Origin of the sequence: Streptosporangium vulgare (assembly GCF_042428775.1) — a bacterium.
GTDB lineage: Bacteria > Actinomycetota > Actinomycetes > Streptosporangiales > Streptosporangiaceae > Streptosporangium > Streptosporangium vulgare.
In genome coordinates this window covers 255,609-273,113 of record NZ_JBHMBS010000004.1, presented here as the reverse complement: position 1 = coordinate 273,113, position 17,505 = coordinate 255,609, and the positions used below count along the sequence as shown (strand labels likewise).

Annotated in this window: 16 protein-coding genes; 9 read left to right on the top strand and 7 right to left on the bottom strand. The window is 71.5% G+C overall.

What is annotated here, in order from left to right; genetic code table 11:
- Positions 1 to 40 precede the first annotated feature (40 nt).
- Positions 41 to 1,255: an IS110 family RNA-guided transposase gene (locus tag ACFFRH_RS10790; RefSeq protein WP_344748651.1), complete on the bottom strand. Its 1,215-nt coding sequence runs from the start codon at positions 1,253 to 1,255 to the stop codon at positions 41 to 43.
- 231 nt (positions 1,256 to 1,486) lie between these two features.
- Here ACFFRH_RS10790 and ACFFRH_RS10785 point away from each other — a divergent pair, with 231 nt between their 5' ends.
- The gene (locus ACFFRH_RS10785) at positions 1,487 to 1,789 is read left to right on the top strand and encodes a class I SAM-dependent methyltransferase (protein WP_344748632.1); all 303 of its coding nucleotides are present in this window, start codon (positions 1,487 to 1,489) and stop codon (positions 1,787 to 1,789) included.
- A 2-nt stretch (positions 1,790 to 1,791) separates the two neighbouring features.
- On the opposite strand, the gene ACFFRH_RS10780 is transcribed toward ACFFRH_RS10785, so the two are convergent.
- Positions 1,792 to 2,259, bottom strand: coding sequence for a MarR family winged helix-turn-helix transcriptional regulator (locus ACFFRH_RS10780; RefSeq protein ID WP_344748631.1), 468 nt, complete (start codon positions 2,257 to 2,259; stop codon positions 1,792 to 1,794).
- A gap of 70 nt (positions 2,260 to 2,329) precedes the next feature.
- Between ACFFRH_RS10780 and ACFFRH_RS10775 the strand changes: the two genes are divergently transcribed.
- The 3 genes from ACFFRH_RS10775 (at position 2,330) to ACFFRH_RS10765 (ending at position 7,250) form a co-directional block, all read left to right on the top strand.
- Positions 2,330 to 4,432 (top strand): MMPL family transporter, encoded by a 2,103-nt coding sequence (locus tag ACFFRH_RS10775; protein WP_344748629.1) that lies wholly within the window; start codon positions 2,330 to 2,332, stop codon positions 4,430 to 4,432.
- Positions 4,433 to 4,617: 185 nt separating this feature from the next.
- Positions 4,618 to 6,099, top strand: a complete 1,482-nt coding sequence (locus ACFFRH_RS10770; RefSeq protein WP_386155985.1) for a hypothetical protein — start codon at positions 4,618 to 4,620, stop codon at positions 6,097 to 6,099.
- Positions 6,096 to 7,250 carry an ARPP-2 domain-containing protein gene (locus ACFFRH_RS10765; protein ID WP_344748627.1) on the top strand — a complete coding sequence of 385 codons (1,155 nt, stop codon included), beginning with the start codon at positions 6,096 to 6,098 and terminating at the stop codon, positions 7,248 to 7,250. Before ACFFRH_RS10770 ends, ACFFRH_RS10765 begins: the two co-directional genes overlap by 4 nt.
- 103 nt (positions 7,251 to 7,353) lie before the next feature.
- Here the strand turns inward: ACFFRH_RS10765 and ACFFRH_RS10760 are convergent, their stop codons facing one another.
- The 3 genes from ACFFRH_RS10760 to ACFFRH_RS10750 all read right to left on the bottom strand — a co-directional run bounded on the left by ACFFRH_RS10760 (position 7,354) and on the right by ACFFRH_RS10750 (position 10,504).
- Positions 7,354 to 8,334, bottom strand: a complete 981-nt coding sequence (locus ACFFRH_RS10760; RefSeq protein WP_344748626.1) for a ferritin family protein — start codon at positions 8,332 to 8,334, stop codon at positions 7,354 to 7,356.
- Between the two features lie 325 nt (positions 8,335 to 8,659).
- On the bottom strand, positions 8,660 to 9,313 hold the full coding sequence (locus ACFFRH_RS10755; protein ID WP_386156224.1) for a response regulator: 654 nt from the start codon (positions 9,311 to 9,313) through the stop codon (positions 8,660 to 8,662).
- A 12-nt stretch (positions 9,314 to 9,325) separates the two neighbouring features.
- Entirely contained in the window at positions 9,326 to 10,504 is a 1,179-nt protein-coding gene (locus ACFFRH_RS10750; RefSeq protein WP_386155982.1) for a sensor histidine kinase, read from the bottom strand.
- Between the two features lie 351 nt (positions 10,505 to 10,855).
- On the opposite strand from ACFFRH_RS10750, the gene ACFFRH_RS10745 reads away from it, so the two are divergent.
- From ACFFRH_RS10745 to ACFFRH_RS10730, 4 genes are all read left to right on the top strand, one after another.
- Positions 10,856 to 11,281: a hypothetical protein gene (locus ACFFRH_RS10745; protein ID WP_386155980.1), complete on the top strand. Its 426-nt coding sequence runs from the start codon at positions 10,856 to 10,858 to the stop codon at positions 11,279 to 11,281.
- 85 nt (positions 11,282 to 11,366) lie between these two features.
- Entirely contained in the window at positions 11,367 to 12,116 is a 750-nt protein-coding gene (locus ACFFRH_RS10740) for an ATP-binding cassette domain-containing protein (protein ID WP_386155978.1), read from the top strand.
- A gap of 3 nt (positions 12,117 to 12,119) precedes the next feature.
- On the top strand, positions 12,120 to 13,376 hold the full coding sequence (locus tag ACFFRH_RS10735) for a DUF7224 domain-containing protein (protein ID WP_386155976.1): 1,257 nt from the start codon (positions 12,120 to 12,122) through the stop codon (positions 13,374 to 13,376).
- Positions 13,373 to 13,954, top strand: a complete 582-nt coding sequence (locus ACFFRH_RS10730) for a hypothetical protein (RefSeq protein WP_386155974.1) — start codon at positions 13,373 to 13,375, stop codon at positions 13,952 to 13,954. The genes ACFFRH_RS10735 and ACFFRH_RS10730 overlap by 4 nt, the downstream gene beginning before the upstream one ends.
- Positions 13,955 to 14,007: 53 nt before the next feature.
- Here ACFFRH_RS10730 and ACFFRH_RS10725 read toward each other — a convergent pair whose 3' ends face one another.
- Positions 14,008 to 14,853, bottom strand: a complete 846-nt coding sequence (locus ACFFRH_RS10725; protein WP_386155972.1) for a helix-turn-helix transcriptional regulator — start codon at positions 14,851 to 14,853, stop codon at positions 14,008 to 14,010.
- Positions 14,854 to 15,075: 222 nt separating this feature from the next.
- On the opposite strand from ACFFRH_RS10725, the gene ACFFRH_RS10720 reads away from it, so the two are divergent.
- Positions 15,076 to 15,855, top strand: coding sequence for an SDR family NAD(P)-dependent oxidoreductase (locus ACFFRH_RS10720; protein WP_386155970.1), 780 nt, complete (start codon positions 15,076 to 15,078; stop codon positions 15,853 to 15,855).
- A gap of 257 nt (positions 15,856 to 16,112) precedes the next feature.
- Here ACFFRH_RS10720 and ACFFRH_RS10715 read toward each other — a convergent pair whose 3' ends face one another.
- Positions 16,113 to 17,438, bottom strand: a complete 1,326-nt coding sequence (locus ACFFRH_RS10715) for an ADP-ribosylglycohydrolase family protein (RefSeq protein ID WP_386155968.1) — start codon at positions 17,436 to 17,438, stop codon at positions 16,113 to 16,115.
- Between the last annotated feature and the right edge of the window lie 67 nt (positions 17,439 to 17,505).

The window sequence follows — 17,505 nt, the reverse complement described above, 5'->3', positions numbered from 1 at the left end:
CTGGATTCACCATGAGCGCTATCGATCAACAGCGAGGAAGTCACGCAGGCGTCACGCGGGCAAGGATGTGGTGCCTGGCCTGGTGGAGGGCGGGGTCGTAGGGCGTACCGTCGCGAAAGCAGGCGTGCATGACGCGAAGCCATCCTCGGCCGAGGATGCGAACGGTTTGGGGGTGGCGTTTGCCGCGCTCCCGGGCACGTCGGTAGAGCTCAGCGGCCCAAAGGTTGTCGTGTCTGCTGTTGTCGGCGAAGTGGGTGAGAGCTTTGCGTGCGGCCCGGTTGGCTGCGTGCCGGAACCCGACAGTGTGGACCTTTCCGCTGGCCTGGGTGACCGGAGCCATACCGACTTCCGCGGCGAGCTGGTCGGGGTTCAATCCACGTTCCAGCATGGGGCCGATCTCGCCGATGATCTGAGCGAGGTTGACCGTCCCGACGCGAGGCAGAGCGCGAAACAGCGCGGCGTAGGGATGGGCCTCCAGGACCTGAGTGATCGCGGCTTCGAGGGACTTGATCGCTGCGACGATCGCGCGGACCTGCCCGACCTGGACGTTCACCAGCGTGGTGACCACCTCGGGGCTGACCCGGCTGGCAGGCTTGGGTGCCGCTTTGAGCCGGTCGAGTAGCTCAGCGCCGCTCTTGCCGCCGGTGTAGGAGTGACGCCGCAGGAAGGCATCCAGCTTGGCGGGGGTGAGCGTGGCGGCGGCCTGCGGGGTGGGGAACCGGTCCAAGAACGCCAGTGAGATCTGGGCTTCGATCTGCCTGAACAGGCGCGTTGCTCCTGGCCAGTGCGCCTCCAGCAGGGCTCGCAGCTGGTTGGTGAGGCTGGTCCTGGCGGCGACCAGGTCGCTGCGCTGCCGGGACAAAGCTTGCAGCTCCAGCGTCGCGGTCTCGGTCGGGGCCAGGATGCGCAGGTGCCGGCCGTCGGTGCGCAGCAGGTCGGCGAGCATGAAGCTGTCGGCGTTGTCGGTCTTGGCGCGAGAGGCTCCCCACCGGGGCCGCATCGCGTTGAACGCGCCCGGGTGGATCGCGACGACCGGGTGTCCGGCCGCCAGCAATCGGTCGACGACCAAGCCCTTGCTGGTCTCGATCGCCACCGGCAGCTCAGCGGGGTCACCGTAGGTCGACAGGCGTCGTAGCGTGCCAGTGATCCCCGCCTCGGTGTGCGGGAGCGTCCACCGGGCGGCCTTGCTCCCTTGCTCGTCCAGCACCGTCACCGAGTGCGTCTGACCGCCCCAATCCCAACCGACCGTATGCACCTCATGTCCTTCCAAGGGAAGATCCACACCTCTGTCACGGAGAGGACGCCTGCCGGAAGCTCATTACTACGGCCCTCGTGGGGCAATTCCCTGATGCCGATCCGACGCCCTCGTCCCGGCGGGGCCGGCAACACTGTCGCAAGCCGTCCAGTGGCCGACCGATCGCAGGCCGTGCACCCACCAGGCCGAGAGATGACAACCCCTACAGGGCTGCCCTACCAGGATCCCCTAATGAGTCTGATCGCCTTTGAGCCGGTGCCGGAGAACCTCACCTACCTGCGACGCAACGTGGAGCGCAACGAACTGACCGGCTGTGTGACCGTGGAGTCGGTGGCCGTGGAGTCGATGGCCGTGGGGGCGTCGCCCGGCGAGCAGTCCGGCAGTGACATGACCTCAGCCGAGCGCCGCCGTGCGGTCACCTCGGCGAGCTCGCCTACCAGAACTTCCGCGACTCCCGCACGGACGATGCGGAGGAGAACCCAGGGCGCGGCTGGATCGGTTACCGGCCTTCGGTCGGCCCGCGCTCGAAGGTGAGGTCAGCGAGAACCCGGCGCGGCTCGTAGCGCGTCGAGCTCCTCGTTCATGGCGTCGAGGAAGGCGGCCGCGGCGCGCAGCTCCTCCGGGCTGAAACGCCGCAGGACGTTGTCGGTGCTGCGGCCGAGCGGGCGGAAGAAGACCGCGGCGAGTTCCTGCGCCGCGTCGAGGTAGTGCAGGTGGACCACGCGCCGATCGTGCGCGTCGCGGACGCGGCGGATGTGCCCGGCCCGCTCCAGCCTGTCGAGGCACGCGGTGATGGCGCCCGAGGTGAGGTTCAGCTCCTCCCGCAGCCGGCTCGGCGTGATCGGCGACGGGGCGTCGAAGATCTTCATCAGGGCCTGCACGTCGGTGGGGTGCAGCCCGTGCTCGTGGGCGAACTCGTGGGCGATGCGGTTGAACTCGGAGGTCATCCGGCGCAGGCGCACCGCGAAGGACAGCCGGTCGATGCCCTCCTCGCTGCCCTCCATGTCGCCATGCTACATTAACTCAATCATTGAGTATCTTAATCATTGAGTCATATGTCGGAAGGGTGATCTCATGGCGCGGCGACCGATCCGCTGGCTCGTCCCGGCGATGCTGGTGCTGGTCTGGCTGGCCGTCGGCGGAGGGCTGGGGCCGTTCGCGGGCAAGCTCGCCGAGGTGTCCACCAACGACCAGGCCGCTTTCCTGCCACAGAGCGCGGAGTCCACACGTGTCCTGGAGGTGCAGGAGCGGTTCCGCGAGGACGCGACGCAGCCGCTCATCGTGGTGTGGACCGCGGGCGGCAAGGACGTCACCCCCGAACAAGGCACCGCGGCGACCCAGGCGCTCGCCTCGCTGCGCGGGACGGGAGGCGTCGTCGGAACGCCCACGCCCTCCATCCCGTCGGACGACGGCCGGGCGTTGCAGGGCGTGGTCCAGCTCGGCCCCGAGGTCGAGGGCTCGCTCGGGGAGACCCTGGACCGGATCGGCTCGGCGGTGGCGGTCGACGGCCTGCGGGTCCAGCTCGCGGGGCCGGCGGCCACCCGGGCCGACCTGTCCGACGCCTTCGCCGGGATCGACGGCCTGCTTCTCGGGGTGGCGCTGATCACCGTTCTGATCATTCTGCTGGCGGTGTACCGGAGCGTTCTGCTGCCTCTCATCATCATCGGCGGCGCGGTCTTCGCGCTCGGCCTGGCGTGCGCCGTGGTGTACTTCCTGGCCGACCGCGACATCGTCCGGGTCGACGGCCAGGTGCAGGGCATCCTGTTCATCCTGGTCATCGGCGCGGCCACCGACTACGCGTTGCTGCTGACCGCCCGCTTCCGGGAGGAACTGGCCACGACCGGCGACCGCTTCGCCGCGGGCCGCGTCGCGCTGCGGCGCTCGTTCGAGCCGATCGTCGCCAGTGCCGCCACGGTGGCCCTCGCCCTGCTCGCGCTGCTGCTCAGCAGCCTGACCAACAACCGCGCGCTCGGCCCGGTGGGCGCCATCGGCATCGCGTGCGCCGCCCTCAGCGCGCTCACCTTCCTGCCCGCGGCTCTCGTCCTGCTGGGCCGCGCCGCCCTGTGGCCGGCGAAACCGCGTCCGGCAGACGAGGCCGGCGCCGAGGGGCGCGGGATCTGGAGCCGGGTGGCCTCCCTGGTCGACCGCCACCCGCGCCGGCTCTGGATCGCCACCGTCCTGCCCCTCGTCGGGCTCGCCCTCTTCGCGCCGCAGCTGAACGCCAGGGGGGTGCCGCTGGACGAGACCTTCGTGAACGACGCGCCGTCGGTGGCGGCGCAGGCGGCGCTGAGCGAGCACTTCCCCGGAGGCTCGGGGCAGCCCGCGGTCATCGTCGCCCCCGCCGGGCGTGCCGCGGCCGTGGAGAAGACGGCCGACGGCGTCGAGGGCGTGTCCGAGGCCGCGGTGGCGAGCCGGAGCGGACGGCCGGGCGACGCCCCCAAGGTCGTCGACGGGCTCGTGCTGGTGGAGGCGACGTTGAACGACGCGCCGGACAGCGACGCCGCCCAGGACACGGTCAGACGCCTGCGCGCCACGCTCGCCCCCGAGAACGGCGTCATGGTCGGCGGTTACAGCGCCCAGCGGTACGACACGACGGAGACCGCGAAGAACGACACGCTGCTCATCGTCCCGGTCGTCCTGGCGATCATCCTGCTCATCCTGATCGTCCTGCTGCGCTCGCTGATGACGCCCGTGCTCCTGGTGGTCACCGTGGCACTGAACTTCCTGGCCACCCTCGGCGTCTCCACGCTGGTCTTCACGCACCTGTTCGGATTCACCGGCGTCGACGCGTCCGTGCCGCTGTACGGCTTCGTCTTCCTGGTCGCGCTGGGAGTGGACTACAACATCTTCCTCATGTCCAGGGTGCGTGAGGAGACCGCGCACCGCGGGGCGCGGGAGGGGTTGCTGCGCGGGCTGGTCACCACCGGCGGGGTGATCACTTCGGCGGGCGTCGTGCTCGCCGCCACCTTCGCCGCGCTGGTGGTGATCCCCCTGGCCTTCCTCGCGCAGATCGCCTTCATCGTCGCCTTCGGCGTCCTGCTCGACACTCTGGTGGTGCGATCCCTGCTGGTTCCGGCGCTGGTACGGGATCTGGACGCGCGGGCCTGGTGGCCCAGCCGCCTGGGCCGTTCCGAGGTGGGACGGGAATCCCGGGAACTGACCGAGGCGTCGAGGTGACACCGGGCACGGGCGGCGGGAAAGAGGTGACACCGGGCACAGGCGCCGGGAAAGCGGTGACCTCCGGCACGGGCGGCGGGAAATAGGAAGAAGAAGGCGATATGCCGGTGCTAGCCTTCCGGGGTCGGCCGCGGGACTCCGGTGCGACTTCCGGGACCCGCCTTTGAAGCGATGATTCGCAGCTCGTGCCCCCATTCCCCGGCCGACCCCGCAACATCACCCCGGAGGCGGCGATCGAGGCTCACATCGAGACCGGTGCGGACCTGATCGCCGCCGAGGACGTCCTGCTGTTCGTGAACGCGGCGATCACCTCCACCGGCCAGCGCGAGTTCCACTCCGGCGCGGGCGAGCAGAGTCTCTCGCTTGACTTCCTGCACCGCTACCTGATGGGCAACTACCGCGACCTGTACGCGGCCACCCTCGCCCTGGACGTCAACGACCACAACGCCGTGCTGATCGCCCGGAACCTGCTGGTCACGACAGGGGAGGCGGAACCGGAGCAGCGGCGGGCCGAGGGGCGCCTGATCGCCCGGAGGCTCGCCCTGCTGCCACCGCCCCGGGTGTTCGGGCTGTTCCGCGAGCTGCGCCGGGCCAAGGTCAACAACCGGCGCACCCGGGCGATCATGCGGGACTGGCTGGGCGCCCGCCCCGACCTCGCGTTCGACGCGGTGAAGTACCGCGGCGCCGTCAAGGACGCCGTCCGTCATGCCCACCTGAGGCCGGGCGGGGAGCTGGGGCCGTTCCTGTTCACCCCGCACCGGCCGGCCGTCTACACCACACCGATCCTGGAGACCTGGCGGCGGGCCCACTACGAGCAGGCGGCGCTCTACAGGCTGCCCTACACGGTCGCGGAGGGGTTCGCGGCGAAACACCGCATCGCACGCGCCACCTTCCTGGAACGCATCGCGCCTCAGCTGACCCGGCTGGAGCGGCTACGCCTGCAGGAGTCGGCGCGCGGCCTGGGGGCCGACGCCGTGCGGGCCGACCTCACCACGATGCCGCTGACCCGGCTGGCGTCATACGTGCTCGCCCTCTCTCCGGACGATCGCGTCCGCCGCCGCGCCGAGCTGACGGCGGCGCTGCGCGCGGCCGCCCGCCGGACCGCGGGCGACCAGGCCGGGCGCTGGGGCGCGGTGGCCGCCGTTCTCGACGACAGCTTCTCCGCGTACGGTTCGGGGCACAAGCGCCGCCGTCCGCTCGCCGTCGCGCTCGCCTGCCATTTCCTGCTGGAGGCGCTGGCCTCCGAGTACACGCCGTTGTGGCTGTCGGGCCGTACGGACGCGCTGCTCGCCCGTCCGTACGGGGCGACACCGCTCGGCGAGCGCGTCCTCGACGGCCTCGAACGCGGACCCGGGCGCCTCGTCATCGTCTCCGACGGATGGGACAACTCACCGCCGGGGCTCGCGGGAGAGGTACTGCGGATCTGGCGCACCCGGCTCGACCCGGACCACGCCTGCGGAATCGTGCACCTCAATCCGGTGTACGACGCCGCCGGCTTCGACGTACGGAGGCTGGCGCCCACCGTCCCGACCGCAGGTATCCGCGACGCGGAGAATCTGGTCGCCCTGGTGGAGCTGGCCCAGTTCGCGGAGGGGCGCACCGGGATCGTCGAGCTGCGCGCCCACCTGGCGCGCCGCGTCGAGGTGTTCCTACGGGAGGACGCATGACGGATCTGGCTCTCACCGGGCTCTCCACCCGCCCCGCCCAGGCATGGGGTGGCGTACGGCTCGTCCCGCTGGTCCGCGAGGAGCCGATCGAGGACCTGCGGCTCGATGCCCGGCTCTACGACGCGGAGTTCGGTGTCGTCGCGGTGGACTCGCGGACCTCGTACCTCTCCTACATCCCGCACGGGTTCGTGGCGAGCTGGACGAGCGACGGCACCCCCGCCGCGGCGTACGGAACCCAGCTCCGGGGGCCGCGGGAGCGTGACCGTCCGCCCGGCCGGATGTCGCTGCGGTTCCACCGCCGGATGGCTCGCCGGGTCGACAGGAACCGGCTGCGCTTCCTGCCGCTGCACCTGGCGCTCGAAGGGTATCTGGCGCTGCACTTCGGCGGGCCGGAGATCGTGTGGGAGGAGTGGTCACACCGCGCGGTCAGCCGCGGGCTCTCACCCCGCGTCGAGGAGGCGTACACGGGCGCCGCGGTCAGTGGTCTGGAGGACGCCCTGCGCGTCTTCGAGATCCACCGCGGCCAGTGCGGCGTTCTCGTCTACGTCGCGGACGCGCTCGCCGCCGCGTTCGTGGTGCCGCACCCCGGCGACTACCGCGCCCTGCACAGCACCCTCGTCCACGACCTGTACGGCGAGCTGATCTACCACTACGCGATGTTCGGCGGGCCGGTGCCCGACTTCCGTGCCCGCATCGCGGACGCGACGGTACGGTCGCTCGCCGATCTGCGCGCGCAGGCCCGCCGGCAGCGGGACGAGTGGGCGGCCTTCCACGACCAGGTCATGGCGGGCGCGCTGCTGGGCGCGGATTACACCTACCAGCACGTCTACGAGATGGGTGGGTATCGCCTGTCGCGCTTCCTGCCGCCCTTCGAACGGCAGCGTGAGAACCACATCGGTGAGCTCATCACCGACGGCGCCGGCCGGGTCGCGTACCTCAAGACGTTCCGCCTGTCGGAGAACCAGGTCCGGCGCGGTCACCTGCTGACCAGGCTCGCCGCCGCCGGCTGGAACGTGGCCGACACCGCCGCCGCGCTCGGTGTGACCGAGCACGAACTCGGCCTGCGCGTCGAGGCCGCGGGCTTCGGCCACCTCCTCCGTCAGGACGTCCTCGACCACTACCGCGCCCAGGCCCGCCGCGACCGCCGGTGACCACGCCGCCGAGGACGCCGGCCGATGGTGGCCGGGCGCGCGCCTCGTCGATGACGTCGGCCGAGTTCGCCCTTCGTCGTGTTCGGCGGCACGGGCGAAGCCGTCACCCCGAAGCGGGACACCGCCCCCCAAGGGCGGACAGCGCGCCGGTGAAAGCCCGCGCGTGCCCCAGCTCGTCGCTCGCGGTGTCCGTCAGCAACTCCGCCACGGTCGTGTCACCGATCGTGGCGGCCTGGCGGGCGTAGGTCGGGTACATCCGGTTGCCCTCACGGTTCTCACCGGCGATCGCCTCGCACAGGTTGGACTTGGTGTCGCGAACCAGACCGGCGAGCTTCGCCTCCTCGGCGAAGTGCTCGGTCAGTTCGACCTGTGCGGTGCGGTCGAACAGCGCGGCGAGTTCCGGCTGGCCGGTGGCGCGGGCGCGTTCGGCGTAGAGGGCGTACTTCGCGTGGGCGAACGCCTCTCCGCCTATCGCGCTCCGCAGGTTACGCAGCGTCCGTGGCGACGACACCTCCGGCTTTCCCGCCGGGACGCTCACCGGCTCGGCGGTCACTCCCGCCGGGACGGTCACGCCGGACGCGGGATCGCTGACGGCTTTCAGCGCCTGGACGAACTGGCGATGATGCCGGGCCTCGTCCGAGCTGATCTCTTTGAAGAGCCTGGCCGCGTTCAGGTCGCCGTCCACCTCGGCCTGCGTGGCGAACTCCTTGTACATGCTGGTCGCCTCGTAGGACTCCCCGGCGATGGCGTCGCGCAGATTGGCGATGTTGTCGCCGGACGGCCCGGTCATCTTCGCCTGTTCGGCGAAATGTTCGCCGAGTTCGACGGCCGCGGTGCGCTCGAAAAGCGCCTGCACGTCCGGCAACCGTTCCCTGGCCGCCTGGGCGGCGTAGGCGCGGTACCTGGCGTAGGCGAACGCCTCGCCGCGCATGGCCGCGGTGATGTCGGCCCGCGTCGACGGATCGATGCTGTCGGCCCCATGGCCGAGCGAGGCGGTGGCGCCATCGGCCGGTGCGGCGAGAAGCGCGACCGTGCCGACAACGGCGGCACCGATCCGCCACCAGGCGAAACCTCGGACTCTCATATGGCCCCGATCCGCGGACTCCTACGGCCCGACCCCGTGCGAACGCGGTCCAGCTGAGTCGCCGTGTGGGTGCTAATGCATCAGATTCGTACCCTTACGCGAGCTTTCGGCTTCCTCGAAGATTAAAGTTCGACTGATCATTGATTAAAGGCGGCCTCGGTGGCCTCGGCGGCCCGACCGCCGACGCCGTTCCGCTCCGCCGGCGGTCCCGCACGTGGAGGCGAGGGTGACTCGCCCGGCTGCGGAGTTCCTCCGCCGCCTCGCGCATTTCCGCGATCGTCGGGTCGCGGTGCGCGCGGACGTGGTCGAGCGGGGCGCGAGCTGGTCAGCCGAAGCGGACGAGCCCTTGCTCGAAGGCGAAGACGACGGCCTGGACCCGGTCGCGGAGGTCGAGTTTGGTGAGGATGTGACTGACGTGCGTGCGGACCGTCCCCTCCGACAGGTGCAGGCGGGCCGCGATCTCGGCGTTCGTCAGACCACCGGCGATCTCGGCGAGCACCTCGTGTTCGCGCGGACTGAGCAGCGCGGCCCGCCTGTCCCGGGTCTTGCCCGCATCGGGAAGGCGGGGGACGAAGTGCGACAGGAGCCGCCGCGTGGTGGAGGGGGCGATGACCGCGTCGCCACGGTGCACGGTGCGGATCGCCTCGATGAAGGAGGCCGACCCCGTGTCCTTCAACAGGAACCCGCTGGCACCGGCTTTGATCGCGCCGAAGGCGTACTCGTCCAGGTCGAAGGTGGTGAGGATGAGCACCTTGGGACCGCCGCGCGCGCAGATGCGCCGGGTCGCCTCGATCCCGTCCATGCGAGGCATTCGCACATCCATCACCACCACGTCGACCTCGACCTCGTCCAGCAGGTCGAGCGCCTGCTGACCGTCCGCCGCCTCGCCGACGACGTCGATGCCGGGCTCTCGGCGCAGCACCAGCCGGAAGCCGGTGCGGACCAACTCCTGATCGTCGGTCAGCAGGACGCGGATCACCTCGTCCATGGATCAGGCCCAGGGAATGGTCGCCCTGACCTGGAAGCCGCCGCCGGGCAACGGCGCGGCCCGCGTCGCACCGCCGAACATCGCGGCGCGCTCGGCGATGCCGACCAGGCCGTATCCGGCCCCGCCGGGGCTGGGCGATGTCGTCGGCCTGCGACGACTCTCACCGGCACCGTCGTCGGTGACCTGGATGTGCAGTCCGTCTTCGGCGTAGCGTAGTAACACCTCGGCGTTCGCTTCCTTGCCAGCGTGCTTGAGCGTGTTGGTCAGAGCCTCTTGCACGATCCGGTAGGCGGCCAGGCCCAAGCTGGCCGGTGGTTCACGAACTCGTCCTTCGACCCGTAACCGTACCCTTAGCGGCAGCCGTTCGACCAGATTTTCGATCGCCTCGATACTGGGCTGTGGCGCGACGGGCGCCTCACGCAACACCCCCAGAAGCAACCGCAGCTCGCCCAGCGCGACCCGGCCCGACTTCCCGATCGCGTTGAGCGCCTGCCCCACCTCGGCGAGGTCGTCGTCCAGCAACGCGGCCGAGGCGCCGTCCGACTGGACCACCATCGCGCTCACGTTGTGCGCCACGATGTCGTGCAGTTCCCGTGAGATCCGCACCCGCTCCTGGGCCAGCACCAGCCTCACCCGCGCGTGGGCCACGGCCTCGGCCTCGGTGTGCCTGAGCCTGCCCAGCCACCAGGCCGCGACGCACACGACGGCCGATATCACGAACAGGTCCTCGGGAGGCACGGGCTGTGGGAACGGCGCCAGGTCCGGACCGCCCCAGATCCGGACAGCGGTCAGCGCGGGAGGCAGCAGCATGCCGGCGAGGAAGAGGCCGACCCGTTTGGAGGAGACCCACCGTCCCGCCGTGTAGAACATCAGCATCAGCGCGGTCGGGGTGCTCAGTTCGGCCCACGAGGCGTTCCACTCCGTCCAGATGTCCCACCTTCCGCTGACGAACCACAGAGTCCAGACCAGGGCCAGCACCGACAGCGGGAACCTGCGTCGCCACGCCAGAGCGGCGTACGCCAGCAGGTCACCCCAGAACATCATCGGGAGCCGGGTGAAGTCGGTGATGCTCTGGTCGTAGTAGGGCACCTCGATCAGTAGGTACGCGCAGGCCGCGACGGCGAGCAAGGCGTCGGACACCTGCGGGTGACCGCTCCACCACACCAGCAGGCGCCGCACCATGCCCCCGACGCTACGGCAGGATCTCCGTACCGGCATCGTCCGTCCCGCGTAGGTTCGCGTGCCCATCCGCCCTGTGGGGAATCAGCCGTGAGACGGATGCGCGCCGGGCGCGCGTCCCTCTCCTCCCCGCCGCGACCATCTCGCCGGGGCCTCCGCATGGTTTTTCCCCGTTTCGGCCGGTGTCCCGTCCATCGGGGCTACGTAGATCCGCCGACGACGAATTCCGCGACGCGGCCGATGTGGACCGATCCGCTCGCGTCGCACTCTTGGGACGTCAGCGAATCCCGGAACCTGTCCGGTGAGACGCCGGACCCGGATCCCGGGCTCCGACCACCGAGGAAAGGAGTTCACATGGCGTTCCTGAGCAGGCGCCTTCTCAGCAGGGGGGTGGTGACCGCCGCCGCCGTCTGCGCGCTGGGCGCCTCCGGCGCGACCCTCGCCTACGCGGAGGGCCAGTTCACCACCAGGCTGGAGAACGTCGGCGCGGGCTTCGAGTCCCGCACCTGGAAGGATGCCAACAGCGACCACTGGAGGACGGCGGTCGAGCTGTCCGGCTGCTCGGCCAACTCGAGAGCGGCGGTGCCGAGTCTGGGGCTGTACCGGGAGCGCACCGGCCCGGACACGCACTACGGCACCAAGGGCTACGGCGGCTGCAACTCACGGAAGGTCCGGGGCGACTGGGGAGACGTCCGCTCCGGTAAGTACCACTTCACCGTGAAGAACATGGGCGCGGACTTCTACCGGATCTCCGCACGCAAGGTCCAGGTCTACTGGTAAAGAGCGCGGGGTCACGGCCGTCCAGGGTTTCGCCCGAGGGGGGCCGGCCGTGACCCCGCCCGATCGCGATCCCATCGAGGAAAAAATGCCGATCTCATTTCAGGGGTGCGGATTCGGCCACCGCCGAGGCTCCCTCGTTCTCACCGGTCTGGACCTCTCCCTTCCCGAGGGCCGCACGGTGCTGCTCGGACCGAACGGGGCCGGTAAGTCGACGCTCCTCGGGCTGGCCGCATCGCTGTTGCGCCCGCACACGGGCCGAGTCCTCTACCGGGGACTCGATCCCGCCCGCCGCCGGGACAGGGCACGCTACCGGTCGCTGGTCGGCTGGATGCCCCAGGAGATCCGGCCGCTGCCCGGACTGACGGTGCGCGAGCAGGTCGGCTACGCCGGCTGGCTCAAGGGGCTGTCGCGGCGGGAGGCCTGGCGCAGGTCACTGGAGGCACTGGAGGTGGTGGAACTGGGCGCGCTGGCGGACGGCCCCTGCGCGGAGCTGTCGGGCGGCCAGCTCCGCAGGGTCGGGCTGGCTCAGACGTTGGTGCACGACGCCGAGGTGATCCTGCTGGACGAGCCCACCGCGGGGCTGGACCCCGACCAGCGCGAGCGGTTCCGGGAGATCGTCTCACGGGCCGGGGAGCACGCCCACCTGGTCGTGGCCACTCATGACATCGCGGACCTGGCCGGCACGTACGACTCGGCCGTGGTGCTCGACACGGGCGGGGTGGGTTACGCCGGGCCACTCGCGGGCCTGGTGACATCCGTCGGGGGATCCGTCCGCGGCTCCTTCTCCGACCAGGTCGGGCGCGCCTACCGGCGGCTCGTGACGCGGGAGGTCTGACCCGTGCCGCTGCGCCGCTGGCTGCGCTCCTCCGCGGCCGTGACAGCCCTTCCTCTCATGGCCGTCTACATGTTCCTCGTGTTGGGCGACTCGGCGAACTCCCTGGAGGACAACTGGCTGTCCGCCACCGTGCTCGTCGCGTCGGCCGGGGTGATGGCGATGGGCCCGGTGTGCGCGGGGGCAGGCGCCTGGGAAGGGGCCAGACTGTCGCGTGGCCGGGTGGAGGGCGCCACCCCGGTACGGTCTCCGGCGGAGATCCTCGCCTGGTCGTTGCTCCCGATCCTGGGCGCCGCCGTGTCCGGGCTGCTGGGCGCGCTCTCATTGGTGGCGGTCGCGATGACGGACGTCCCGGGGTTGCCGGCCCCCTCGGTCCTCGCGGTGGCGCTCCTGGTGATCGTCGCCTGGACTCTCGCCGGGTTCGCCGTCGGCCGGTTCCTGCCTCCGCTCCTCGGCGTGCCGTTGCTGTTGGCGGGCACGTGGTTGTGGCTGGCCTACCCGGCCGCCCTGGAGACCTTCTGGGTACGCCACCTCACGGGCAACAACCTGGGCTTCTGCTGCGAGACCGGCACGACGTTCCACCGGGGCGCCCTGATCGCCCAGACGATCCTCGCCGTGGCCGTCGCCGGGGCGGCGTTTCTGGCCTGGGCGCGTCGCAGGGGCACCCGCCGGGCGTGGGCGGGGATCGTCGGCATCCCGCTGGCCGCGGTCGTCGCGGCCTTCCCCCTCGTACGAGACATGGGCCCTGAGGCCCAGGTGCCACGCGCCGGCGGCCTGGTGTGCTCCCGGTGGGACGGGGGCGAGGTATGCGTGTGGCGGGAACGTGGGAAACGGCTGGGGTTCGCCGCCGGGATCGTCCTCCCCGCGGTGCGGCGGCTGTCGGCGGCGACCGGGCTGCCCGCGCCCGGTCGCGTCACGGAGGGGCCCGCCGACGGCCGGACGTCCTGGCGCTTCGCGGTGCCACCTGGGGCCGGTGGCGATGACGTGCTCTTCGGCCTGGCCACGGGCCTGCTGCCCGCCGATCCGCCGTCGTGCGGGCCTGACTGGTCCGGTGCCGACGCCTACGCGCCGCTGAGCGCCTGGCTGGCCCTGACGGCGGGTGCCGGGCGAGACTCGGTCGAGCGCAGGACCGGTCCGGCCTCCCTCGGTGCCGCCGGTCGGGCACTGGCACTGCCACCGGCCGGGCAGGCCCGGTGGTTCCGGCACAATCTCGCGGCGCTGCGCCGCTGTGACATCCCTCCCCGGGAGGTGACCCCGCTGTGAGGACCTGGTTCCACGTACACCACGTCGCCTGGTCGGCGCTTTCTCTCGCGATGACGGCGGGGGTGGTCGCGATGGCCGGTGACGTCCTCGTACCGGTCCCGAACCTCTCGCGAGGGGATCTGGACGGCGTGCCGCTGGCCCTGATCGCGCCGCTGGCGGCGAGCGCCGTGCTCGTGCGCGGCGTGTACGCGGGCCCCGCGGACCTTGAGGCCGTCGCGGTCCGTCCCACCGGCGCCTATCGCGCCGGCCTGGTCGCCGCCGCCTGCGCGGCGTCACTGCTGGCGGGACTTCTCCTCACCGGTGCGGTGCCGTACGGGACGGCGGCGGCCCGCAATCTGGTGGGCTTCACGGGACTGGCACTGGTGGCCTCCCGGTGGCGGCGTGACGCGGCCACCGGGGTGCCGGTCGCCTACATGATCGCCGCGATGCTCTTGGGCGGCGGATCCGGCACCGGATCACCGTGGGATTGGGCGATCATCGACTCCCCCGGCCCCTCCTCCTGGGCCGTCCCTGTGACGGCCCTGGCACTCGGCCTGACCTGCTCGGTGTTTCCCGGGCGAGAGCGCGCGCCGAGTTGACCGGTATCCGCCCGCCTCTCCGCAAAGACGATCGGCCGGTCCTTGCCGAGAGGTCAGGACGGCCGCATGGTCTGGGTGCCGATGACGGTGAGGAGTTTCAGCCTGTCGGCGGCGTCGGTGCCGGGAGCGGTGCTGTAGACGATGATGCGGAGATCGCTGCCGGGCACGGTGAGCACGTCGCAGTCGAGCGTGAACGTGCCGACGTCGGGGTGGTGGACGGTCTTGCGGTCCGACTCGTGGACGCCGACGACGTGGCTGTCCCACAGCTCCGCGAAGCGCGGGCTGGCGTTCCGGAGGTCGGTGACGAGCGAGCGCAGACCGGTGTCGGCGGGGTAACGGGCGGTCGCCGACCGGAGATCGGCGACCGTGACCGTCTCGAAGCGGATCTCCTGTTCCGGGGTGTGGCTGACGCGCCCCAGGCCGCCCGTGAAGTGGCGCCAGATCACGTTGCGGTCGCGCCCGACCAGCAGGGAGGGGTCCCCGAAGAGCGCGGCCCACAGCGGGTTCCAGCTGATCAGGTTCCAGGCGGCGTCGTTGACGCTGAGGGGTGTGCCGTCGAGTTGATCGAGCAGTCGCTGCACACTCGGGGTGATGTGGGAGGACATGCGCCCGGCGGTGGGTGGGGGCTGTCCCGCGAGGAGGAACAGGTGCTCGCGTTCCTGGCCGGACAGCCGCAGCGCCCGCGCCAGCGCGGTGAGGATCTGCGCGGACGGGGAGGTCGCCCGGCCCTGTTCGAGGCGGGTGATGTAGTCGGCCGACACCCCCGCGAGCATCGCCAGTTCCTCGCGCCGCAGGCCCGCCGCGCGGCGCGGCCCGCCGCCGGGCAGCCCGACCGCGGCCGGGGCGACCCGGTCACGCCAGTGCCGCAGCGCGGGGCCCAGTTCTCCGCTTTCGGTCATTCACCCAGTATGCGCCGGTTGCCGGGAGACTGCCTGGTACCGCCTGTACCAGGCAGGACGGGTGTTTCCCGTCGATGATCAGGGCCCGGCAGAGGGCGGGACGCCCCCCCGGGGCGTTCCCTGCCTGCTCCCTGCCTGTTCTCTGTCCACAGCCTGGTATCGCCCGTCCCAGGAAGGGCCGGGCACTACCTGGGCGCTCACGTCGCGACGACAGTGGGGCGCATGACAACGACACTGATCACCGGAGCGAACAAGGGGCTCGGCTTCGAGACCGCCCGCCGCCTGGTCGCGGAGGGACACACCGTCTACGTCGGGGCGCGCGACGCCCGGCGGGGGGAGGAGGCGGTGGAAAAGCTCAACGCCGGGACCGGGGCGGGGCTCGACGCCGGGAACGGGGTAGAAGGAGCCGGTGACGGGCACGCACGGGAGGCGGGGAGGGGCGAGGCCCGTCCGCTGTTGATCGACGTCACCGACGACGACTCCGTCCGGGCCGCCGTGGCGGTCGTCCGCGAGCAGGCCGGCCGCCTCGACGTCCTCGTCAACAACGCGGGCGTCGCGGGCCCCCACAGGCCGGTCGAGGAGATCACCGTCGCCGACGTGCGGACGGTCTACGAGACCAACGTCTTCGGCGTCGTACGCGTCACGCGGGCGTTCCTGCCGCTCCTCGAGAACGGGGACGCCCCCGTCGTGGTGAACGTCGGCAGCGGCCTGGGGTCGCTGGCCGTGACCCTCGACCCCGGGCGCCTGGAGTCGACCGTCCCCGCCCTGGCGTACGCCTCCTCCAAGAGCGCCCTCAACATGATCACCTCGCAGTACGCCAAGGCCTACCCGAAGATCAGGATCAACGTGGTGGATCCCGGCTACACGGCCACCGACCTCAACGACAACAGCGGCGTCCAGACCGTCGAGGAGGGCGCCGAGATCATCGTGCGCATGGCCCTGGTCGGAGAGGACGGCCCCACCGGCGGCTACTTCGACGCCGCCGGTCCCGTTCCCTGGTGAGAGCCGCCCCCGCCGGGCACGGCCGTGGGACGCCGGCCGTGTCCCGCCCTCCCGGGAATGGGGATGGGCCTGGGCATGGGCCGGCCGGGAGGGCGGGGGGCCGGTGCCGGAACCACGCGACGGCCACGGGGGCCCGCGTCGCGACGGCCACGGGGTCCCACGTCGGGACAACGACGAACTCCCGGTGTCGGGTCGGCGACGGGGTCCCGGTGTCGAGGACGCGGTCCCGGCATCCGGACGGTGAGGGGCTCCCGGCGTCAGGCGCCGGGGTACTTCCTGAGCCAGGCGTCGGTGATCTCGTGCTTCCCGGCCGACCAGGCCGCGAGGTCGTCGGCCAGTTCGGCGATGGTCTCGCGGCCCTCAAGGTGTGCGAGCCAGGCGGCGGGGAGCGCCGCCTCACCGTGGAGGGTGCCCAGGAGGTTGCCGCAGAGGGCGCCGGTGGAGTCGCTGTCGCCGGAGTGGTTGACCGAGAGCAGCAGCGCCCTCCCGACGTCGCCGGGCGCGGGATACGTCAGGGCGCAGTAGACCGCGATGGCGAGCGCCTCCTCGGCGACCCACGCGCCGCCCAGCGACTCGACCTTCTCCGGGCTCGGGCCGCCCTCCGCCGCGAGGGACACGGCGTCGCGCAGCGCCAGGCCGGTCTCCTCGTGCGAGGGGTACGTCGCCAGCAGGTCCGTCGCCTTCCGTACGGCCCGCGCGAGCGTCTCGGCCGGTTCGTCCGGCTTCGAAGGCCCGTTCGCCTCGGCGGGCTCGTGCTCCGTCGGGAGATCGTTCTCCGCCAGGAAGTGGACGATGGCGGCGAAGGCACCGGCGGCGAGGTAACCGGTGGGGTGGCCGTGGGTGATCTGGGCGCACTCGGCGGCCAGGTCGAAGGCGTGGCGAGGGCTCCGCGCGCCCAGGCCGAAGGGGGCCGAGCGCATCACCGTCCCGCAGCCCTTGGAATCGGGGTTGACCGGTCCCGGCTCACCGAACGGGGCGGGGGCGAAGGCCCGGGAGCCGCGCAGGCCCGACAGGCAGGCGTTCCCGGGGGCCCGCTGGGAGTAGAGCCACTCCTGCTCGCGGAGCAGGCCCGTACGGACCAGGTCGTTCCGGGACGAGGCCGGATCGGGCCCGCTCGCCGGACGGCTGTGCGCCGGACGGTCGTCCGGCGCACGGTCATTCGCCGGACGGTCGTTCGCGGCCGGGGAGGAGGCGCGCGCCGGGCGGGCGGCGGAGCGGTCGTGCGCGGGAGAAGCGGGAGAAGCGGGAGAAGCAGGGGAACCGGGGGAGGTGGGTGGTGGGGACCGGTGGTGCTGGGTGTCCAGCCAGCGCAGGTAGGCGCGCCGGACGGCGGCGACGTCACCGCCGCGGATCAGTCCCTCGACGGTGAACAGCGTCATCTGCGTGTCGTCGGTGATCAGGCCGACCTTGCCGCGCCAGTCGGGGACCAGGCCGGTCAGCCCTCTGGGGCCGTACTGCCTGCGGATTCTTTTGATCGACTCGAACTCGACGGGAGCCCCCAGCGCGTCGCCGAGCGCGCCGCCCAGCAGGCAACCTCTCACACGGTCGCGGTGGTCCGGCAGATCACGGGCGGGAGGACGCACGGGCACGATCCTTTCGTCGTCAGTTGACATCAAGAAAACTTGAGGTTTGAGACTGTGCGCTAACCAA

Bases quoted from the DNA above. Each gene is read 5' to 3' on its own strand.
- ACFFRH_RS10775 (WP_344748629.1), top strand. From the start codon at position 2,330: ATGGCGCGGCGACCGATCCGCTGGCTCGTCCCGGCGATGCTGGTGCTG.
- ACFFRH_RS10725 (WP_386155972.1), bottom strand. From the start codon at position 14,853: ATGACCGAAAGCGGAGAACTGGGCCCCGCGCTGCGGCACTGGCGTGAC.
- ACFFRH_RS10765 (WP_344748627.1), top strand. From the start codon at position 6,096: ATGACGGATCTGGCTCTCACCGGGCTCTCCACCCGCCCCGCCCAGGCA.
- ACFFRH_RS10780 (WP_344748631.1), bottom strand. From the start codon at position 2,259: ATGGAGGGCAGCGAGGAGGGCATCGACCGGCTGTCCTTCGCGGTGCGC.
- ACFFRH_RS10750 (WP_386155982.1), bottom strand. From the start codon at position 10,504: ATGGTGCGGCGCCTGCTGGTGTGGTGGAGCGGTCACCCGCAGGTGTCC.
- ACFFRH_RS10785 (WP_344748632.1), top strand. From the start codon at position 1,487: ATGAGTCTGATCGCCTTTGAGCCGGTGCCGGAGAACCTCACCTACCTG.
- ACFFRH_RS10720 (WP_386155970.1), top strand. From the start codon at position 15,076: ATGACAACGACACTGATCACCGGAGCGAACAAGGGGCTCGGCTTCGAG.
- ACFFRH_RS10745 (WP_386155980.1), top strand. From the start codon at position 10,856: ATGGCGTTCCTGAGCAGGCGCCTTCTCAGCAGGGGGGTGGTGACCGCC.
- ACFFRH_RS10740 (WP_386155978.1), top strand. From the start codon at position 11,367: ATGCCGATCTCATTTCAGGGGTGCGGATTCGGCCACCGCCGAGGCTCC.
- ACFFRH_RS10760 (WP_344748626.1), bottom strand. From the start codon at position 8,334: ATGAGAGTCCGAGGTTTCGCCTGGTGGCGGATCGGTGCCGCCGTTGTC.